The following is a 17,754-nucleotide window of genomic DNA, read 5'->3' on the forward strand; positions in this document are numbered from 1 at the left end:
GCCCCGACCGCCCACCGTGAGCGGAGACAACCACATGACACCCCGAAACACCGGCCCGGACCCCCTCGTCGACACCACCCCGGACGCCCCCGTCCTCAAGGCCGGCACCGCCTGGTCCGACGCCTGGCGGCGCTGCCTCACCGCCGCGCCCGAGGCCTTCCGCGACGACCGCGTCCTGAACCTGTGGAACGGCACCTGGCAGGCCGACGGCCGTGCCCTGCCCGCAACCAGCCCCGTCGACGGCACCCCCATCGCGGGACCGCCCCGCCTCGACGCCACCGCCGCACGGCGGGCCGTGCGCGCCGCGCTCGACCAGCACCGCGCCTGGCGGCACATCGCCCTGCCCGAGCGGCGCGCACGCGTCGCGGCCACGCTCGACTCCCTCGCCCGCCACAGGGAGTTGCTCGCGCTGCTCCTCGTCTGGGAGATCGGCAAGCCCTGGCGCCTGGCGCGGTCCGACGTCGACCGGGCCATCGACGGCGTGCGCTGGTACGTCGACGGCATCGAACCGATGGTCGAGGGCAGGGCCCCGCTGGACGGCCCCGTGTCCAACATCGCGAGTTGGAACTATCCGATGAGCGTGCTCGTTCACACCATGCTGGTACAGGCATTGGCAGGGAACGCGGTCATCGCCAAGACCCCGACCGACGGCGGCGTCGCCTGCCTCACCCTGGCCTGCGCCCTCGCCGCCCGCGAAGGGCTCCCCGTCACCCTCGTCAGCGGCAGCGGCGGCGAGCTGTCCGAAGCGCTCGTGCGCGCGCCCGAGATCGGCTGCGTCTCCTTCGTCGGCGGCCGCGACACGGGCGCCGCGGTCGCCACGGCCGTCGCCGACCTCGGCAAGCGGCACATCCTCGAACAGGAAGGTCTGAACACCTGGGGCATCTGGAACCACACCGACTGGGACGCGTTCGCGGCGCTCGTTCCCAAACTCTTCGACTACGGCAAGCAGCGCTGCACCGCGTACCCCCGCTTCGTCGTCCAGCGCACCCTCTTCGACGAGTTCCTCGCCGCGTACCTCCCGGCGGTCCGCACCGTACGCGTCGGGCACCCGCTCGCCGTCGTACACCCCGAGGACCCGTTCCCCGCGCTCGACTTCGGGCCCCTCATCAACGCGGCCAAGGCCAAGGAGCTCGACGACCGGGTCACCGAGGCCGTGGACCGGGGCGCCGTCCCGCTGTACCGCGGCGCGCGGGAGGCGGGGCGCTTCCTGCCGGGCCAGGACACGAGCGCGTACCTCCACCCCGTCACGCTCCTCGACCCGCCGCCGTCCTCACCGCTGCACCACGCGGAGCCGTTCGGTCCGGTCGACACGATCGTCCTGGTCGACACGGAGGCGGAACTGCTCGCCGCCATGAACGCGTCGAACGGCGCGCTCGTCGCCACGCTCTCCACCGACGACCCGGCGACGTACGAACGCCTCGCTCCCCAGATCCGCGCCTTCAAGGTGGGCCGGGGCGCGCCGCGCTCGCGCGGTGACCGCGAGGAGCTCTTCGGCGGCTTCGGCGCGTCCTGGCGCGGTGCGTTCGTCGGCGGCGAGCTCCTTGTGCGTGCCGTCACCCAGGGCTCGGCGGGGGAGCGGCCACCGGGGAACTTCCCGAGCCACCATCTCGTGGCGTGACGCGAGCGCGGCACCGGACGGGCCGGCCTCGCCCGGTGCCCGCCCGACGCGGACGTCACGTCACCCGATGCCCTGCCGGTCGGGCCGCAGTGCGAACGCGCGGTCCGCGGCCTCCGGCACCGAGCGCTCCACGGCCTGCGCGAGGAGCTCCCGGTGCCGCAGGAGCGGCTCGCGCCGCTCCTCGGGGGCGAGCAGCAGCAGGTCGTCGAGCCCGGCCAGCATGCGCCGGGTCACCTGGGGGTTGCCGATCGCGCACCCCCGGATCTCGGCGAACCCGAGATCCACCAGCGCCGTCCAGTCCGGCACCGACTGCACGAGCCGCAGTGCCCCGCGCCGGTCGCGGTGACCGAGCGCCCCGAGTGGGTACGGGGCGACCGACGCGAGGAACTGCACGATGCGGTCCAGGGCCTGCACGGCGGTGGTCGGATCGTTCACGGCGGGGGACAGGGCGCGCAGCGCGATGTCGGACAGCTGCCGCAGGCCGAACCCGAGATCCTGGTGGAAGGTCCGCTCCACCCCCACCGACACGGTGTAGCGGAGGGCACGCCGCGACGGCGCGGCCCCGCCGTGCACCGTGAAGACGGGTGTCCCCGGCACCACGAAGTCCCCGATCCGCGGGATCAGCCGCAGCACGACCCCCTGGCGACGGGCCGCCCGCACGGCGCGTGCGATGTTCACGTCCCGCAGCACGCCCGCCCTGCCGAGATGGGTGATCCGGGCGGTCTCGGGCCCGAGCTGCTCCGTGTCCACCGGCAGCTCCGTGGGCTGCTTCACGGCGACCCGGAACGACTCCCGGGCGATCCGGTCGATGACGAAGCCGATCCGCATCATCCGGACCGTCCCGTTCACGTACGCCACGAACAGCAGCAGGCTCAGCAGCACCATCAGCATCGCGATCAGCGCCTCGATCAGCGGCACGCTCGACACCAGGCGCGGGTCCTGCTCACTGTCGAACGACGTCAGTGTCAGGAGGGAGAAGAGGAACGTCGCCATGAAACCGGTGAGCGTGGCCTTCGTGATCCGCGAGCGGACGTACAGGCGCACCACCCGCGGGCTGAACTGCCCGCTCGCCATCTGCACGGCCACCAGCGAGATGCTGAAGACGACACCGATGAAGGTCATCATCGCGCTGCCGATGGTGTTGATCACCGCCTTGGCGTCCTCGGCGACCCCGATCAGGTCCTTGAGCCAGTCGTACTCCTCGGCGTCCTGCAGCGCCCTGACGATCTCGGCGTCCAGCTCCGCCGCGACCCACCACAGGAGCATGACTCCTACGAGCCCCGCCGTCGGCGCGAACCACATGGTGTCCCGCAGATGCTCCCGCAGAGGAGACAGCATTCGGGGCCGGCGCACCTTCACGTCACCGAGCGCTCCGGCCATCCCCGTAATCAACCCGTCACTCATGGTGAGACTGTAGGGCGGGCGGTCCCGGTGGCCCGGCATTCCACGGTGGGTGGGCGGATACGCAGGTGAAAGGCACTCCGAAACCTTGGTATTGTTGTCCATGTCGCCGCGGGGAACGCCCCGCCAGGCGGCAGACACCTAGTCCGGGTGGCGGAATGGCAGACGCGCTAGCTTGAGGTGCTAGTGCCCTTTATCGGGCGTGGGGGTTCAAGTCCCCCCTCGGACACCAACAGCGATCCCAGGGATCCGCTTGAGGTCCCGGTCGAGCACCATCTCGGCTGGGACCTTTTGTTTTCCCTCAGGTAGCCAGGGCGCCAGGGCGTGTTCGAGGGCGAGCGGCAGGGGCTGGGCCGGTGCCGGTCGTCCCCACCGTGCGGCGCCGAGTTCCCGCTCGCAGGGTGGTGTTTACGCTGGTGAGAGGTGCTCCGAAACCTTGTTATGGTTATGCCTGTCGCTGCGGGGAACGCCCCGCCAAGCGACAGGCATCTGGTCCGGGTGGCGGAATGGCAGACGCGCTAGCTTGAGGTGCTAGTGCCCTTTATCGGGCGTGGGGGTTCAAGTCCCCCCTCGGACACCAACACCAGCAGGGACCCCAGTCGATCTGGGGTTTTTCTGTTTTCTCGGGGTGCGGTGCGACCAATCGCGTGGCCAGCAGTCGAGCAGTCGAGTGGCCGACAGTCGAGCGAACCCCCGAGGTCGGACGCCACCAATACCGACTGTCAGTCGAGGCTCCTACTGTGCGCTCATGAAAGGCAGGGCGCAGAAGCTGACTACGGCTCAGAACTCGGCCCGCCCAGAGGCCATCCAAGAGGGGGTCCGACCCGAAGGGCCGGGAGGCGATGCAAAGCCGAAGGGCATCGCGCTTTATCACGACATGCGGGTTGAAGAGGACTTCACCAAGTGCGCCACGCGCCTCTTCTCGATACTCAAGCAAGCTGCGGCTGCAAGCCCCGGTGCTCCGCGCTACCTCTTCCTCGACATCCAGGGGCACCGCAACGCCGCCGGCGGCTATGACGCCGATGCCTTGGAGATCATCGGTGTCGAGCCATCCGTCGGTTCGACTGGCCGAACGGACGGTGCGCAAGAGGTCTGGGAGCGGTTCCGCGCAGAGCCTTGTCGATGCCGCACGCCGGGCCGACATCGCCACCGAAGCGGCGGTACTCGTACGCGACATCATCGCTTCGGCGGGGGTTTCCAGCGCTGAGGAGGTGCTGCGAGGCGTCAAAGAAGAGGTCGCGGACCGCACCGCGCAATTCGAGCGACTGGCTGATGAGTTAATGGGGTACGCAGTCTGCCGACACTGCGGTTGCGCAATAGCCCAGGTCGGGGGCGATCCCTGGCGTCATGGTGACGCGGCGCCCATGTCCCGTGGCTGCCGGGCCGCCAGTTTCGACCGGGACGGCACTTGGGACGATTCCCTCGACCGGGCGCGGAAGGCGAGCCCGCCGTGGACGCATCGGTGAGCCTGGTGGGTGAGGTGGGTGAGGTGGGTGAGGTGGGTGAGGTGGGGAAGGGGGGGAAGGCCCCCTCGCCCCGCGAGGCGGTCGGTGCCGGGCCGAGGGCCCGGCCGACACCTTGCGTTGATGTCGTGGGGGCGCAGGGCTCAGGACGGCATCATGTCGTTCTTGAGTGTGCGCGTGATCTGGGTGACCCGCTTGAAGCGGCGGTCGTCGGACAGCTCCGCGAACGTGTAGTACTCCATCTGAATCATGCCGCCGGCCTTGAGGGCGCCCTCGAAGGTGAGGCGGACGGCCAGGGTGTCGCCGCTCTGCAGGGCCTCGTGGACCGTGTACTGGGCGCCGTCGAAGGTGTTGCTCGCGGCGGGGGCGTGCTCGGCCAGCGCCGCTCGGTCGAGCTCGGTGCCGTCGCTCACCTGGACGAAGTCCGGGGTGTAGAAGCGGTCGATGCTCTGCTCGGGATCGCCGCCCCCGAAGATGACCTCCTTCACGTACGAGTTGAAGAAGTTGCTGGCAAATTCCTTGGGGGTGGTGCCGAGATCGACGGTCATGCCGGTCCTTTCGTTCTTGTCTGAGGGGGCGTTCTTGTCTGAAGGGGTGTGCTTGTCTGAAGGGGTGTGCTTGCCTGCGGGATCATCTTGTCGCTGTATACCCTCCCCGGGTATACACCCCAACTCCTCGGTGAACCAGTGATGTTGAAGGGGCGTGGCTCAAAGGTGTACGGGGAGGTGGTGCACGCTGCGCAGTGTCATGAGGTGGTGCCAGTCCAACTCGGCGGGTTCGACGGCCAGTCGCAAGGCGGGGAAGCGGGTGAGGAGCCGGCTGAGCGCGACCTCCAGTTCGAGGCGTGCCAGCGGGGCGCCCACGCAATGGTGGATGCCGTGGCCGAAAGCCAGGTGGTCGCCCGGCGTTCGGGGGAAGTCGAGCCGCTCGGGCGCGGTGAACCGGCGCCCGTCGCGATTGGCCGCCTGGATCGAGACGACGACGCACTCGCCCTCGGGGATCTCCACGTCGCCCAGGCGCACCGGGGCGGTGGTGTAGCGCAGCGCCGCCGAGTCCCCCGGGCCCTCGAAGCGCAGGAGTTCCTCGATCGCGGCCGGGAGGAGCGCGGGATCGGCGCGCGCGGCCGTCAGTTGGTCGGGGTGGGCCAGGAGGTTGATGACGCCGTTGCACAGGGCGTACGCCACGGTCTCGTAGCCGGTGAAGAGCAACAGGCAGGCCATCGCGACGAGTTCGCCCTCGGCGAGCGGGTCGCCTCTCGCGCCAGTGTCGTGCGCCAGTTCGGAGAGCAGGTCGTCGCCGGGCTCCGCGCGCTTCTCGCGGATCAGCTCGGTCATCACCTCGATGATGTCGGCGGTCGCGTCGCGCACCGCTTCCGGCCCGGCGGTGCGGTGGCATACGGCGATGAGCGCGTCCGCGGACTTCTCCAGGCGGTCGCGCCGGGACGGCGGCACCCCGAGCAGCCTGGCGATCACCGAGAGAGGCACGGGCAGGGCGAACTCGGTGAGCAGGTCTGCCTCCTGGCGGCCCGTCAGGCGGTCCAGGAGTCGGTCGACGGTCCGCTCGATGTGCGGGCGGGGGGACGTCGCGCGGCGCCTGGCGAACGCGCGGTTCACCAGGGCGCGCAGACGCGTGTGGTCGGGAGGGTCGCTGTGCAGCATGTGCCGGTCGACGGCCTCGGCCATCAGGGCGTGCGGAGGGCCGTGCTCCCATGATCCGTGCTTGTTCCTGGGCGCGGCGTGTGCGGACTCGGTGCTCAGCGAGGGGTGCGCGAGGGCCGTGCGGGCCTCCTCGTGCCGGGTGACGAGCCAGCAGGTCGTGCCGTCCGGCAGGCGCGCGCGGGATGGACGGGGTCTGCGTCCCTGAGCCGGGTGTACCGGCCGTGCGGGTCTCCCGGGGAGGGAGCTCCGAGCATGACCGGCAGCGGTTCGCAGGCAGGCGCCATCGTCGCTCCCAAGAGGGTGAGGGCAGATCACGCACTCGTGGTTGTGCAGGGAATGACGTGATGTCATGTCCGCGATTGCTCTGCTGCGCGAGCCGGTTCGGCGCCGCGCGGCCGGAGGCGGGGCATCGGCTGCGGCCCGGCCGGTGGCGGGGGTCGGCCGGCGCTCGGCCGCGGGCGCGGCGTCACGTACGGCTCGGTCCGGCGAGCGGCAGCGCGCTGTCCTGGTCGAGGGCGGTGCGGATCAGCGCGACGGCGTCCGCGCGCTCCAGGGCCCGGCCGCTTTCGTACGCCGCCTTGTGCCCCGCCTCGCCGAGGTCGTCCACCAGGGCCGTCAGGAGCCGGGCCGCGTCGGGGTCGCCGACGTCGCGGGCGCCGCGCAGGACGTGGGAGACGCCGAGCAAGGCCGCCGCCGACTCCGGATCGCGGTAGTGCCACAGGAGTTCCGCGGTCGCGGCGGCGACGATCGAGACCAGCAGCATGTCCGCCGTTTCGAGCGCCAGGCCGAGGGCGTTGCGCAGCGCGGTGTGCCCTGCCGCGAGATCGCCCCTGGCCAGGGCCAGCCTGCCCGTACCCGTCCAGTGCAGGGTGTCGAAGGCCGGGTCGTCGAAGGTGTCGGGGGAGCACGTGCCCCGGGCCAGGGCGTACTGCCGGGCGGCCTCGTCGAGGTCGCCCTCGATGCGGGCGAGGTCGCCCAGGTTCAGCCGCGCCATCCTCAAGTGGGGCGTGGACGAAGGGCTGTTGACGACGCGGAGCAGATCCTCGCGGGCCTGTGCCATCTGCCCGGTGTGCCGGTGGGCGACGGCGATCCAGATCCGTTGCAGGTCGTCGCCGCCGAACTCGCGGGCCGGGCCCATCGCTTCGGTCAGTGCGGCCACCGCATCGTCGTACTCACCCTGGGACATCAGGCCGACCGCCAGATACGTCAGGGACGTGGCGAGGCCCCAGCGCTCCCGTGCGATGCGGAACTCCTGGGCGCAGCGGCGCAGTTCGAGGCAGCCCTGCTGCAGGTCCCCTTCGTTCAGACGGAACATCGAGCGCATGAGCCACAGCATCGCCCGGGTCCACGGATCGGGCGCGGGGGAGTGCTCGTCGATCGCCCGCAGGCCGCGCTCCACGTCGCCGCCGACCATGGCGAGCAGCGGCGTCGTCAGGGCGAGCGCGGGGTGGCCGCCGGGCCGCGGCGGCGGGAGCGCGCCGGGACGGGGATCAATCGGAACGCTCCGGGCGCCGACCGAGTCGCCGGAGAGGATGCAGTTGAGGAGACAGCCCGCGGTGGCGACGGCCCGCTTCTCCGGATCGGTCTCGCCGGGCAGGCTCAGGGCGGTGCGCAGGAGGTGCACGGCCTGGGTGTACTCCCCGCGCTGCGTCCAGAAGTACGAGAGTGCCGCGCCGAGCCGCACGGCGGTGTCGGCGTCGCCCGACTCACAGGCGAAGTGCAGCGCGGCGAGGAGGTTGTCCCGGTCGGCGGTGAGCGCGCGGGCCCACTCGATCTGGCCGGGGCCGCCGCGCAGATGGGGCTCAGCGCTCTCGGCGAGGGCGAGGAAGCAGTGGGCGTGCGCGCGCTGTGCCGCGTCCACGCCGCCGCTCTCGGCGAGCCGTTCCATGCCGTAGGCGCGGATCGTCTCCAGCATGCGGAAGCGCGGAACGGGGCCGTCCGTGACCTGGCCGTCCACGGCCAGACCGTCCGTGACCAGACCGTCCACAACCTGGCCGTCCACAACCTGGCCGTCCGTGACCAGACCGCCCACGACCTGGCTGTCCACGACCTGGCTGTCCACGACCTGGACGACCGACTTCTCGACGAGCGAGGTGAGCGTGTCGAGCGTGCGGGCACCGAGGCCGCCCATCGTCTCCGCCGCCTCCAGGGTGATCGCGGCGGGCGAGACCGAGAGTGTCTGGGCGAGGCCGCGCTCGTCGTCGGTCAGAAGGTCCCAGCCCCAGGCCACGACGGCGCGCAGGGTGCGGTGCCGGGGCCGTGCGGTGCGGCTGCCGCCGGTCAGGACCTGGAAGCGGTCGTCGAGGCGGGCGGCCAACTGCTCGACGGACAGCGTACGCAGCCGGGCCGCGGCCAGTTCGATGGCCAGCGGTAGTCCGTCGAGCCTGCGGCAGACGTCGGCCACCGCCAAGGCGTTGTCGTCGGTCACCGCGAACCCGGGGCGGACGGCCGAGGCGCGGGCGCTGAACAGCTGCACGGCGGGGCAGCCGGCGACCGCGGCGGCGGGCGAGTGCGGCGCGGGCAGGCCCAGCGGCGGCACCGGGAACAGCGCCTCGCCGAGGATGTCGAGCGGCTCCCTGCTCGTCACGAGGATCCTCAACCGCGGGCAGCGGCCCAGGAGTTCGTCGACGAGGCGGGCCGCGGCCTCGACGATGTGCTCGCAGTTGTCCAGGATCAGCAGCGTCTCCGCGGCCGACACCACCTCGATCAGCCGGTTCGTGCTGTCGCGCGGGGTGCCCGCGGATTCGGACATGCTGATGCCGCGCGTGCCGAGCGCGGCGAGCACGGCCGGTGCCACGTCCTCGTCGTCGGTGACCGGGGCGAGCTCGACCAGCCACACCCCGCCGGGCACGCCGTCCGCCAACTCGCCCGCGACCGCGGTGGCCAGGCGCGTCTTGCCGGTTCCACCGGTGCCGACGAGCGTGACGAGACGGTGCTCCGCGAGCTGCTTGGCGAGCTGCCGGCTCTCCTGGCCGCGGCCGACGAAACTGGTCAGCTCCGCGCGCAGATTGTCGCGCCGCCGTTCCGCGGGCGGGCCGAGCCGCGCGGACGCGTCCCGCTGCCCGCGCAGCACTTCGAGGTGCGTCTCCTGCAGCTCCGGCGACGGATCGGTGCCCAACTGGTCGGCGAGCCAGGAGCGGAACTGTTCGTACGCGCCAAGGGCCTCGGCGGACCTGCCGTCCGCGTGCAGGGCCCGCACCAGGAGTGAACGCAGGCGCTCGCGGTGCGGATGCTGTGCGACGTGCGACTCCAACTCGGCTATCAGGTACGGCAGTTCGGTGCGCAGTGCGAGTCCGGCCGCCGCGCAGTCCTCCAGGGCTGTGAGCCTCAGCTCGGTCAGGCGCACCGCGGTGCCGGTCGCGAACGCCGAATCGGCCATGTCCGTGAGCGGTTCACCGCGCCACAGGCCGATCGCCTCGTTCAGGGAATCCGTCGCGGCACGGGCGTCGCCCTCCTGGAGCAGCCGACTGCCCTCGCGCGCAAGGGACTCGAAGCGCAGCGCGTCCACCGCGTCGGACGCGATGTCCAGGACGTACCCGCCGTGGGCGAAGTGCAGGGGGATGTCTTCGGGCAGCGCCTTGCGCAGGCGGCTGACCAACGCCTGTACGGCGTGGCCGCAGTTGACGGGCGGCTCCTGGGGCCACAGCGCCAGGGACAGCGAACCGACCGGAACGGGACGGCCCGCCTCCAGCGCCAGCCTGATCAGGAGCGTACGGAGCCGGATGCCGCCCACGGCGACGGGCTTCACCCCGACCCGGACCTCCAGCGGTCCGAGAAATCCAACATGCATTCCCACATGGTGACATCCGGATCCCCGGCGCGAGCTGCGAATGATTGCCCAATGTGAGCGATTTGAGCGTCAGTTGTGAGCGGGTGCGTGCAGCCTCGGTGGCGTTGGCCGTCCAGCCGACAGGTGAGAGGGGGAGGCACGGAGCAGGACTGCTTTCCCCCGGGCGGCCCGGCGTCCGCATCGCCCCCTCCCTCGACCTTTTCGACCGACCTTTTCGACCTAACTTTTCGAGGTGCCCGACCTCTTCGGTCGGTTGATCGGTTCCTTGATCGATCCCCCTGATCCCCCTGATCCTCTGATCCCCTGATCCCCTGATACCTGTCGTGAGATACGAGGATTCACATGACTGCCCTGGCGCGTTGGTGCTTCAGACACCGGATCGTGGTTCTCCTCCTATGGCTTGCGGCACTGCTCGGCACAGCGGCCGCCTCGGCGGGAGGCAGTGCCTACTCCAACGACTTCGACGTGCCCGGCACCGAGTCGACCCGCGCCATGGAACGCATGGAGAAGGTCTTCCCCGAGGTCTCGGGCGACGTGGACACGGTGGTGTGGCGGACCGAGGAAGGAACGGTCCGTGACGTCGCGGTGCGCGAGCGCATGACGGACGCTCTGCGGGACATCGAGAAGATGCCCGACGTGGGCGGCGTACTGAGCCCCTACGACAAGGCGGGCGCCACCCACATCAGCGAGGACGGCAGGACCGCCTACGCCGAGGTCACCTTCGCCGAGCAGGCCTACGACCTCGACAAGGACGACACCGAGAAGGTCATCGACCGCGCTCACGACGCCCGCACCGACGGCCTCGACGTCGAACTGGGCGGCATGGCGATCGAGTACGCGCAGCAGCCGCCGGAGGGTGCCTCCGAGCTCGTGGGCATCCTGGCCGCGGCCGTCGTCCTGCTGCTCGCCTTCGGTTCGCTCTTCGGCATGCTGCTGCCCATCCTCACCGCGCTCTTCTCGGTCGGTACCGGCATCTCCCTGCTCGGCGTGTTCAGCAACGCCTTCGCGCTGCCCGCCTCCGCACCGGTCATCGGTTCGCTGGTCGGGCTCGGCGTGGGCATCGACTACGCGCTGTTTGTGGTGACGCGGCACCACAAGGGGCTGAAGGCAGGGCTGGCCCCGGAGGCCGCCGCCGAACGGGCCCTCAACACCTCGGGGCGCGCGGTGGTGTTCGCCGGCGGCACGGTGTGCGTGGCGTTCCTCGCCATGTTCGCGCTCGACATGGAGTTCCTGAACGGCCTGGCCATCGCGATGATCATCATTGTGCTGCTCAGCGTGCTGTGCGCGGCCACCCTGCTGCCCGCGCTGCTCGGGCTGTTCAAGATGAAGGTGCTCAGCCGCCGCGAGCGCCGCGCACTCGCCGCGGACGGGCCGCGGTCCGATGAGGGCGCGAGCTCGTTCGCGGTGCGCTGGGCGGCCTTCGTGGAGAGCAAGCCGCGCATGGTCGCCCTCGTCGCCGTCGCGGCGATGGTGGTGCTCGCGCTGCCCGCGCTCTCGCTGCGGCTCGGTGCGAGCGACCAGGGCAACCAGCCCGAGTCGCAGACCACACGGCAGGCCTACGACCTGCTCGCCGACGGCTTCGGCCCCGGGTTCAACGGACCGCTGCAGCTGGTCGCGGACGTTCCCGGTGGCGATGGCGACGTACGCGCCTTGGAGGGTCTCGTCGACCGGGTGAAGGGCATGGACGGCGTCGAGGAGGTCGCCGAACTGCCCACGCCCGACGGCGCCGAGACGCGGGTCTACCAGGTGATCCCCACGCACTCGCCGCAGGACGAGGCCACCGACGACCTCATCACGGAGCTGCGGGACACGGCCGTGCCGCAGGCCCGGGGCGACAGCACGCTCGATGTGCACATCGGCGGCAACACCGCGGTCCAGAAGGACTTCGCGGCGGAGATCAGCGACCGACTGCCCTTGTTCATCGCGTTGATCGCCGTACTGGGCGCGCTGCTCCTGATGGTGGCCTTCCGCAGCGTGGTGGTGCCGCTGATCGCGGCGCTGATGAACCTGCTCGCCGCGGGCGCCGCGTTCGGCATCATCGTCGCCGTCTTCCAGTGGGGCTGGGGCATCGACCTGCTCGGCCTCGGCAAGGAGGGGCCGATCACCTCCTTCATCCCGGCGTTCATGCTGCCCCTGCTGTTCGGCCTCTCCATGGATTACCAGGTGTTCCTGGTGAGCCGGATGCACGAGGAGTGGGTGCACATCAAGGACAACGCGCGCGCCGTGCGCGTCGGCCTGACGGACACCAGCCGCGTCATCAACTGTGCCGCACTGATCATGGTGTGCGTCTTCGCCTCCTTCGTCCTGAGCGCGGAACAGTCCGCCGTGATGACGGGTGTCGCGCTCGCCGGGGCCGTCGCCGTGGACGCCTTCGTCCTGCGGATGCTGCTCGTGCCCGCCCTCATGCACGTGATCGGCCGCGCCAACTGGTGGCTGCCGGGGCCGCTGGACAAGGTCCTGCCGCGGGTCGCCATCGAGGTGCCGGAGGCCGAGGCGCGGCAGGCGGAGCCCGCGGCGGAGAAGGATCTCGTCGCCGAGCGGTGAACCTCGTCGCCGAGTGGTAGCCTGTATACCCCCAGAGGGTATTACGCGCAGTGCGATGAACCGAGGCACCGACGACAGGAGTAGCTCATGGCCTCCCCTGCAACTTCCCACGGTGACGCCGAGGCGAACGGGACCGGTGAAGCCTCCGCGGCAGGGGGCGTCACCGTGACCTATCTGGTCGAGGGCATGGTCTGCGGACACTGCGCCGCCTCCGTGACCGAGGCGCTCACCGGCCTCGACGGCGTGCGCGAGGTGGACGTCGACGTAGAGGGCGGCCGTGTGGCCGTGAGCTCCGAGCGCGAACTCGAGGAGGGCGCGGTCAACCAGGCGCTCGACGACATCGGGTACGAGCTCGCGGGACGCGTCTGACGCGTCAGACGCGCCTGATGCGGCATGCAGCATCAGGCGCAGCCTACGCGGCACGGCCCGCGCGGTACGCGCGACGGGAGGGGCGGTGGTGACCAGGTCGCCACCGCCCCTCCCGTTCGAGGACTGAGGCTTACCGCGTGAGCTCCACGGGCAGCGTCTCGAAGCCCCTCAGTCCGAGGCCGATCCGCCGCCGTGGGGCGCCCGCGGGGGCGAACGCGCGCGTCCCGGCGATCAGCCGGTCGAGCAGAACTTCCGCCTCCAGGTTGGCCAGTTGGGCGCCGAGGCAGAAGTGCACCCCTGCCGCGTACGACAGATGGGCGTTCTCGACGCGGCCGACGTCCAGGCTCTCCGCGTCCGCGAACCGTGCGGGGTCCCGGTTGGCCGCGCCGATGACGGTCATGACCGTCTGCCCCGCCTTCAGCTCGACCCCGGCGAACCGCGTCGGCTCCAGGGCCACGCGCGCGTCCAGCTGTGCCGGGGTGTCGTACCGCAGCAACTCCTTTACGGCGGACGGGATCAGGCCCGGGTCCTCGCGCAGCCGCGCGACCTGGTCGGGGTGGTCGAGCAGGGCCCGCAGGCCGTTGCCGAGCAGATGGGTGGTCGTCTTGACGCCCGCGCCGAGGAGCAGCAGAGCGGTGGAGACGATCTCGTCGTCGCTCAGGCCGCTGCCCTCGGGAGCCGTGCCGAGCCGACTCAGCAGGTCGTCGGTCGGCTCCGCCCGCCGCCGCGCGAGGAGTTCGGCGAAGTACGCGCACAGGGCGCGCTGAGCGTTCGCCGCTGTGCGGAACACCTCCGCGTAGGTGACCGGCTCCATCGGGACCGCAAGCGCCTGCGAGTGGGGCAGCACGGAGGCCCTGTCGGCCTCGGGGATGCCCAGCAGGTCGGAGATGACGATCTCGGGCAGCGGCTTGGCCGCGGCCGCCATGAAGTCGCCGCCGGGCGAGCCGAAGTCGCCGCCGGGCGAGCCGAAGTCGCCATCGGGCGAGCCGAAGTCGCCATCGGGCGAGCCGAAGTCGCCATCGGGCGAGCCGAAGTCGCCATCGGGCGAGCCGAAGTCGCCATCGGACGGCCCGTCGAGGCCCGCGAGGAGCCGGTCGACGTGTGCCGTCACGGCCGGGCGCAGCGCCTCGACCTGACGGTGCGTGAAGACGGAGTTGACCGGCCTGCGCAGGCGCGCGTGCCGGGGCGGGTCCACGAAGGCCATGCTGCGCTTGAGCGTGGACATCACCTCCGCGACCTGCTCCTGGGGCACGGACGCGATACGGAACCCGTCCATGTCGTCGTTGCGGCCCAGCGAGCGGTGCCGCAGCGCGGCGTCGCACTCGGTGTGGCCGGTCAGGACCAGCGTGCCGTCGCCCGTGATCAGCGCGGGTGCCGACTCCCGCAGCGTGCGGTATCCCGTGTACGGGTCGTCGACCGCGGGGTTCTGCATGATCTCCAGGAAGACGGCCTCGGCGGCTTCGTCACGGCGGGCCGTGACCGTCGGCGTTGCGGGTGGTGTCGGATTCATGCTTCTCAGGCCTCCGTGCGGTGCGCCGCGACGCGTACGTGGCCCAGCGCGGCGATGTCGTTCAGTCGCGCGGGGTCCAGCTGGTGGGCCGGGTCGAGCGGGCGGCTGCGGACCGTGGGCAGGGCCGCCGGTTCCGGGGAGGTCTGTGTCATCTGGAGCCCCTCTGGTCGGCCTGATGCGGCATCAGAGTGGCACCGCGGAATCCGGTCCCTCAACTCCTGTATTGCGCTGGCATGTTGTGGGATCCCGGAGGGGGAGAGGGGGCGGGGGCTTCGGTAGGGGAGGGGCGGTGGTTCGGAACCATGCGGTCCGGGCCACCGCGGGCGCGCGGCCGCCGGGCAGTCGCCGAGCGCGCGGCAGATCTTGTCGGTGTCGGAAATCCTGCCCACCAGAACCTTGAATTCCTCGAATTCGCCCGCGTGGATGGCGGCTTCGCCCGACTGCGCGGTCCAGGTGAAGGAGACGACGTTCTCGCCCGGGTTTCCGCCGCTTCCGGACTTCTCGATGGTGTGCTTCCAGCCGGGAGTCCGCTTCGCCAGAGCGTTCGTGATCTTTGACGCGGATTCCTTGGGGAGGATTGTCTGCGGCTTCTTGGTGTGGGCCTCGGTGCGCTCGTTCGGGACGATGAAGGTGAGCGTCGGGAAGGTGCCCACGGTGGCCTCGGCCGGGTCCTTGATGTTCACATGGGCCGAGGCGGGGAGTGTGGCGGCGCAGACGACCGCCAGGACTCCGGCGAACGCGGCGGCGGCTCTTGTCGAGGTTCGGAACATGATGCCCTCTCACGGAAATCCAGCCTGGGCCCGCTGGCCCAGGACAGGGACTCTCCGCCGCGAGTCACCGTGCGGGCATCTCTCAAGTTGCCACGGTCGGAGGGCAATTGAGGAGATGGCGGCGGGGGCGTGGCGGCCACGGCGACCTCGGGTGCCGCGCCGCCGGGAGAGGTCAGCCCTTGATGGTGCGGGTGATCTGGTCGATGCGTGCGAACCGGCCGTCGTCCGTCATCTCGCAGAACATGTGGACCTCGTTCTCCGACTCCTTGCCCTGCTTGGTGACCGCGCGAATCACAAAGCGGGCCGCGAGCCGATTGCCGTCCGCGATGGCTTCGAGAACTTCGTAACTGCCGCTCTGAATGCTCTTCTTCACCGGGCGAATGTGCTTGACGAGACGGTCCCTGTCGATCTCGATTCCGTCACTCACCTGAAGGAAACCAGGAGCGTAGTAGCGGTCGATGACCTCACCCGCGTCCTCGTCGCTGAAGATCTCGTCCTGAAAATTGTTGTAGAGCTTCTCGAGGAAGCCCCGCGGGTCGTCCGCAATGGTGGTGTTCATGACGCTCCTTGAGCTCCGACGGTACTCCCAGGGGGTATGCGTACGGCGCGATCAGTAAAACAGGGACGGAGAAGCCCTGCAACCACTTCGCACGGAGTCCGCGGCCCCGCCCGACCCCGGCAACGTGGGAGATGCCGCGCCCCGCGCCGAGGATGCCTTGCCGGTGCTGTCTGCGAGGGGACGTGGGTGTGATCGGCGGAAGCGGGACGGCCACCGTGCGGGAGCAGGACCAGGGGCGGGCCGTGGCGGTCGTCGGGATGGCCTGCCGACTGCCCGGAGCCCCCGACCCCGACAGCTTCTGGCGGCTGCTGCGCGAAGGCCGCGACGCCGTCACGAACGTACCGGAAGGAGGCTGGACCCTGCCGGGCACGAAGATGGCGGAGGATGTGCCCGTGGACGCCCCGGGCACCCTGCGCGGCGGCTTCCTCGACCAAGTCGACCGGTTCGACGCCGAGTTCATCGGCATCTCGCCCAGGGAAGCCACCGCGATGGACCCCCAGCAGCGCCTGCTCCTGGAGTCTGCCTGGCGCGCCCTAGAGGACGGCGGCATCGACCCGCGCCGCCTGAGGGACACCAGGACGGGTGTCTTCGTCGGCGTCAGCTATGCCGACTACGCCCGGCTCCTCGCCCAGGCGGGCCCCGGCGACCTCGACGCGTACTACAGCACGGGCACCGCCCTGAACGCCGCGGCCGGACGCCTCGCCTACGTCCTCGGCCTGAACGGGCCCGCCCTCGCCGTGGACACCGCGTGCTCGTCCTCGCTCGTCGCGCTCCACCTGGGCATACGGTCGCTGCGCTCCGGCGAGAGCGGCACGGTGCTCGCGGGCGGCGTCAACGTCATCCTCGACCCGACCGCGTCCATCGCCGTCAGCCGCGCCCACATGCTGTCGCCCGACGGACGCCGCCGCACCTTCTCCGCCGACGCCGACGGCTTCGTGCGCTCCGAGGGCTGTGGCGTGCTCGTCCTGAAGCGGCTCGCCGACGCCCGGCGCGACGGCGACCGCGTCCTCGCCGTGGTGCGCGGCAGCGCCGTCAACCAGGACGGCGCGGCCTCCGGGCTCACCGCGCCCAGCGGAACCGCGCAGGAGCGGATGCTCGCGGCCGCCCTCGCCGACGCGGGCACCGAAGGCGCCGAGGTCTCCTACCTGGAGGCGCACGGCACCGGCACCGCGCTCGGCGACCCCATCGAGATCGGCGCCGCCTGGCGGGTCCTCGGCGCCGACCGCAGGCCCGGTGCGCCCCTGCGGGTCGGCTCCGTCAAGAGCAACATCGGGCACTGCGAGTCCGCCGCCGGCATGGCCGCCGTCATCAAGACGGTGCTCGCCCTGCGGCACGGAGTGCTCTCCGCCAACCTCCACTTCAACGAGCCCAATCCGCGCATCGACTGGGTGTCGATGAACGTGCAGGTCGTGGAGAGCGCCACCCCGTGGCGCGCCACGGCGGGACCGCGCGTGGCCGGCGTCTCGGGCTTCGGCTTCACCGGCACCAACGCACATGTGATCCTCGCCGAGGCACCCGAACTGCCGACACCCGGAGCCGGGACGGGCGCCGCGCGGGGACCAGCGCCCGCCGCCGGGTCGGGCCGCAGGCGGGGAGCCGTACCCGCCGATGGGTCGGGTCGCAGTCTGGGAGCTGTACCCGCGTCCGGGTCGGGTGCCGGGTCGGAAGCCGCGCCCGGCGTCGCCGATTCGGGCGCCGCGCGGGGAGCCGTATCCGCCGCCGGGTCGGGCCGCAGGCGCTGGCACCGCAGCCTGGAGCGGCGCGCCATCTGGCGCCTGGACAGCGGTGTGAGGCTCCCCGCGGTCAAGGTGGGCCTGCGGGCGCACGTCGCGATCCCCGGCATCTGGAAGCTGCCGCTCAAGCAGCGTCCTGGCGCGGTCGACATGACGATGCCCGCGCCCACGAGGGAGCCGGAGTTCCTTCAGGTCAAGGGCGACGAGCACCGGCCCGTGCACATGGCGGTGTCCGGCACGGCGCTGCTCACGCTGGCGTCCGTCGCCACGCTCGTGGACATCGCCGACACGCAGGTGCGGAAACTGCGCGCTCTGGGCAGCGTGCTGCGCGGGCGCGCA

General features: G+C 71.1%; 11 protein-coding genes, 2 tRNA genes and 1 pseudogene. 7 read left to right on the plus strand and 7 right to left on the minus strand.

All coding sequences use genetic code 11. The features are described from left to right. Positions 1-34: 34 nt before the first annotated feature. Positions 35-1,618 (plus strand): aldehyde dehydrogenase family protein, encoded by a 1,584-nt coding sequence (locus AB0B50_RS05640; RefSeq protein ID WP_362326068.1) that lies wholly within the window; start codon positions 35-37, stop codon positions 1,616-1,618. A 60-nt stretch (positions 1,619-1,678) separates the two neighbouring features. Here the strand turns inward: AB0B50_RS05640 and AB0B50_RS05645 are convergent, their stop codons facing one another. Further along, positions 1,679-2,998 carry a DUF2254 domain-containing protein gene (locus tag AB0B50_RS05645; protein WP_362326844.1) on the minus strand — a complete coding sequence of 440 codons (1,320 nt, stop codon included), beginning with the start codon at positions 2,996-2,998 and terminating at the stop codon, positions 1,679-1,681. A gap of 165 nt (positions 2,999-3,163) precedes the next feature. On the opposite strand from AB0B50_RS05645, the gene AB0B50_RS05650 reads away from it, so the two are divergent. The 3 genes from AB0B50_RS05650 (at position 3,164) to AB0B50_RS05660 (ending at position 4,226) form a co-directional block, all read left to right on the plus strand. Then, positions 3,164-3,251: transfer RNA gene (locus tag AB0B50_RS05650), tRNA-Leu, on the plus strand. 260 nt (positions 3,252-3,511) lie between these two features. After that, positions 3,512-3,599, plus strand: a tRNA-Leu gene (locus AB0B50_RS05655). Between the two features lie 168 nt (positions 3,600-3,767). Then, positions 3,768-4,226: a hypothetical protein gene (locus AB0B50_RS05660; RefSeq protein WP_362326071.1), complete on the plus strand. Its 459-nt coding sequence runs from the start codon at positions 3,768-3,770 to the stop codon at positions 4,224-4,226. A gap of 399 nt (positions 4,227-4,625) precedes the next feature. Here the strand turns inward: AB0B50_RS05660 and AB0B50_RS05665 are convergent, their stop codons facing one another. The 3 genes from AB0B50_RS05665 to AB0B50_RS05675 form a co-directional block, all read right to left on the minus strand. Further along, positions 4,626-5,030, minus strand: a complete 405-nt coding sequence (locus tag AB0B50_RS05665; protein WP_362326074.1) for a nuclear transport factor 2 family protein — start codon at positions 5,028-5,030, stop codon at positions 4,626-4,628. Between the two features lie 159 nt (positions 5,031-5,189). Continuing rightward, positions 5,190-6,164: a cytochrome P450 gene (locus AB0B50_RS05670; protein WP_362326077.1), complete on the minus strand. Its 975-nt coding sequence runs from the start codon at positions 6,162-6,164 to the stop codon at positions 5,190-5,192. A 442-nt stretch (positions 6,165-6,606) separates the two neighbouring features. Continuing rightward, entirely contained in the window at positions 6,607-9,930 is a 3,324-nt protein-coding gene (locus AB0B50_RS05675; protein ID WP_362326080.1) for a BTAD domain-containing putative transcriptional regulator, read from the minus strand. A 381-nt stretch (positions 9,931-10,311) separates the two neighbouring features. Between AB0B50_RS05675 and AB0B50_RS05680 the strand changes: the two genes are divergently transcribed. Beyond that, complete coding sequence (locus tag AB0B50_RS05680; protein WP_362326083.1) at positions 10,312-12,474, plus strand: MMPL family transporter; 2,163 nt, start codon at positions 10,312-10,314, stop codon at positions 12,472-12,474. 87 nt (positions 12,475-12,561) lie between these two features. Beyond that, complete coding sequence (locus tag AB0B50_RS05685) at positions 12,562-12,843, plus strand: heavy-metal-associated domain-containing protein (RefSeq protein ID WP_362326086.1); 282 nt, start codon at positions 12,562-12,564, stop codon at positions 12,841-12,843. Positions 12,844-12,973: 130 nt separating this feature from the next. On the opposite strand, the gene AB0B50_RS05690 is transcribed toward AB0B50_RS05685, so the two are convergent. From AB0B50_RS05690 to AB0B50_RS05700, 3 genes are all read right to left on the minus strand, one after another. Then, positions 12,974-14,353 carry a cytochrome P450 gene (locus AB0B50_RS05690; RefSeq protein ID WP_362326089.1) on the minus strand — a complete coding sequence of 460 codons (1,380 nt, stop codon included), beginning with the start codon at positions 14,351-14,353 and terminating at the stop codon, positions 12,974-12,976. A 5-nt stretch (positions 14,354-14,358) separates the two neighbouring features. Continuing rightward, entirely contained in the window at positions 14,359-15,123 is a 765-nt protein-coding gene (locus AB0B50_RS05695) for a DUF1775 domain-containing protein (protein ID WP_362326092.1), read from the minus strand. Between the two features lie 172 nt (positions 15,124-15,295). Next, complete coding sequence (locus tag AB0B50_RS05700) at positions 15,296-15,682, minus strand: nuclear transport factor 2 family protein (protein WP_362326095.1); 387 nt, start codon at positions 15,680-15,682, stop codon at positions 15,296-15,298. A gap of 152 nt (positions 15,683-15,834) precedes the next feature. Here AB0B50_RS05700 and AB0B50_RS05705 point away from each other — a divergent pair. Continuing rightward, a pseudogene (locus AB0B50_RS05705) lies at positions 15,835-17,271 on the plus strand (polyketide synthase); the annotation flags it as partial. Between the last annotated feature and the right edge of the window lie 483 nt (positions 17,272-17,754).

This window comes from Streptomyces sp. NPDC041068 (assembly GCF_040647455.1).
GTDB lineage: Bacteria > Actinomycetota > Actinomycetes > Streptomycetales > Streptomycetaceae > Streptomyces.

What these genes read in the sequence shown, in the direction of transcription:
- AB0B50_RS05660 (WP_362326071.1), top strand. Translation starts at nt 3,768, where the DNA reads ATGAAAGGCAGGGCGCAGAAGCTGACTACGGCTCAGAACTCGGCCCGC.
- AB0B50_RS05690 (WP_362326089.1), bottom strand. Translation starts at nt 14,353, where the DNA reads ATGAATCCGACACCACCCGCAACGCCGACGGTCACGGCCCGCCGTGAC.
- AB0B50_RS05665 (WP_362326074.1), bottom strand. Translation starts at nt 5,030, where the DNA reads ATGACCGTCGATCTCGGCACCACCCCCAAGGAATTTGCCAGCAACTTC.
- AB0B50_RS05695 (WP_362326092.1), bottom strand. Translation starts at nt 15,123, where the DNA reads ATGTTCCGAACCTCGACAAGAGCCGCCGCCGCGTTCGCCGGAGTCCTG.
- AB0B50_RS05640 (WP_362326068.1), top strand. Translation starts at nt 35, where the DNA reads ATGACACCCCGAAACACCGGCCCGGACCCCCTCGTCGACACCACCCCG.
- AB0B50_RS05700 (WP_362326095.1), bottom strand. Translation starts at nt 15,682, where the DNA reads ATGAACACCACCATTGCGGACGACCCGCGGGGCTTCCTCGAGAAGCTC.
- AB0B50_RS05685 (WP_362326086.1), top strand. Translation starts at nt 12,562, where the DNA reads ATGGCCTCCCCTGCAACTTCCCACGGTGACGCCGAGGCGAACGGGACC.
- AB0B50_RS05670 (WP_362326077.1), bottom strand. Translation starts at nt 6,164, where the DNA reads ATGGCCGAGGCCGTCGACCGGCACATGCTGCACAGCGACCCTCCCGAC.
- AB0B50_RS05675 (WP_362326080.1), bottom strand. Translation starts at nt 9,930, where the DNA reads ATGCATGTTGGATTTCTCGGACCGCTGGAGGTCCGGGTCGGGGTGAAG.
- AB0B50_RS05645 (WP_362326844.1), bottom strand. Translation starts at nt 2,998, where the DNA reads ATGGCCGGAGCGCTCGGTGACGTGAAGGTGCGCCGGCCCCGAATGCTG.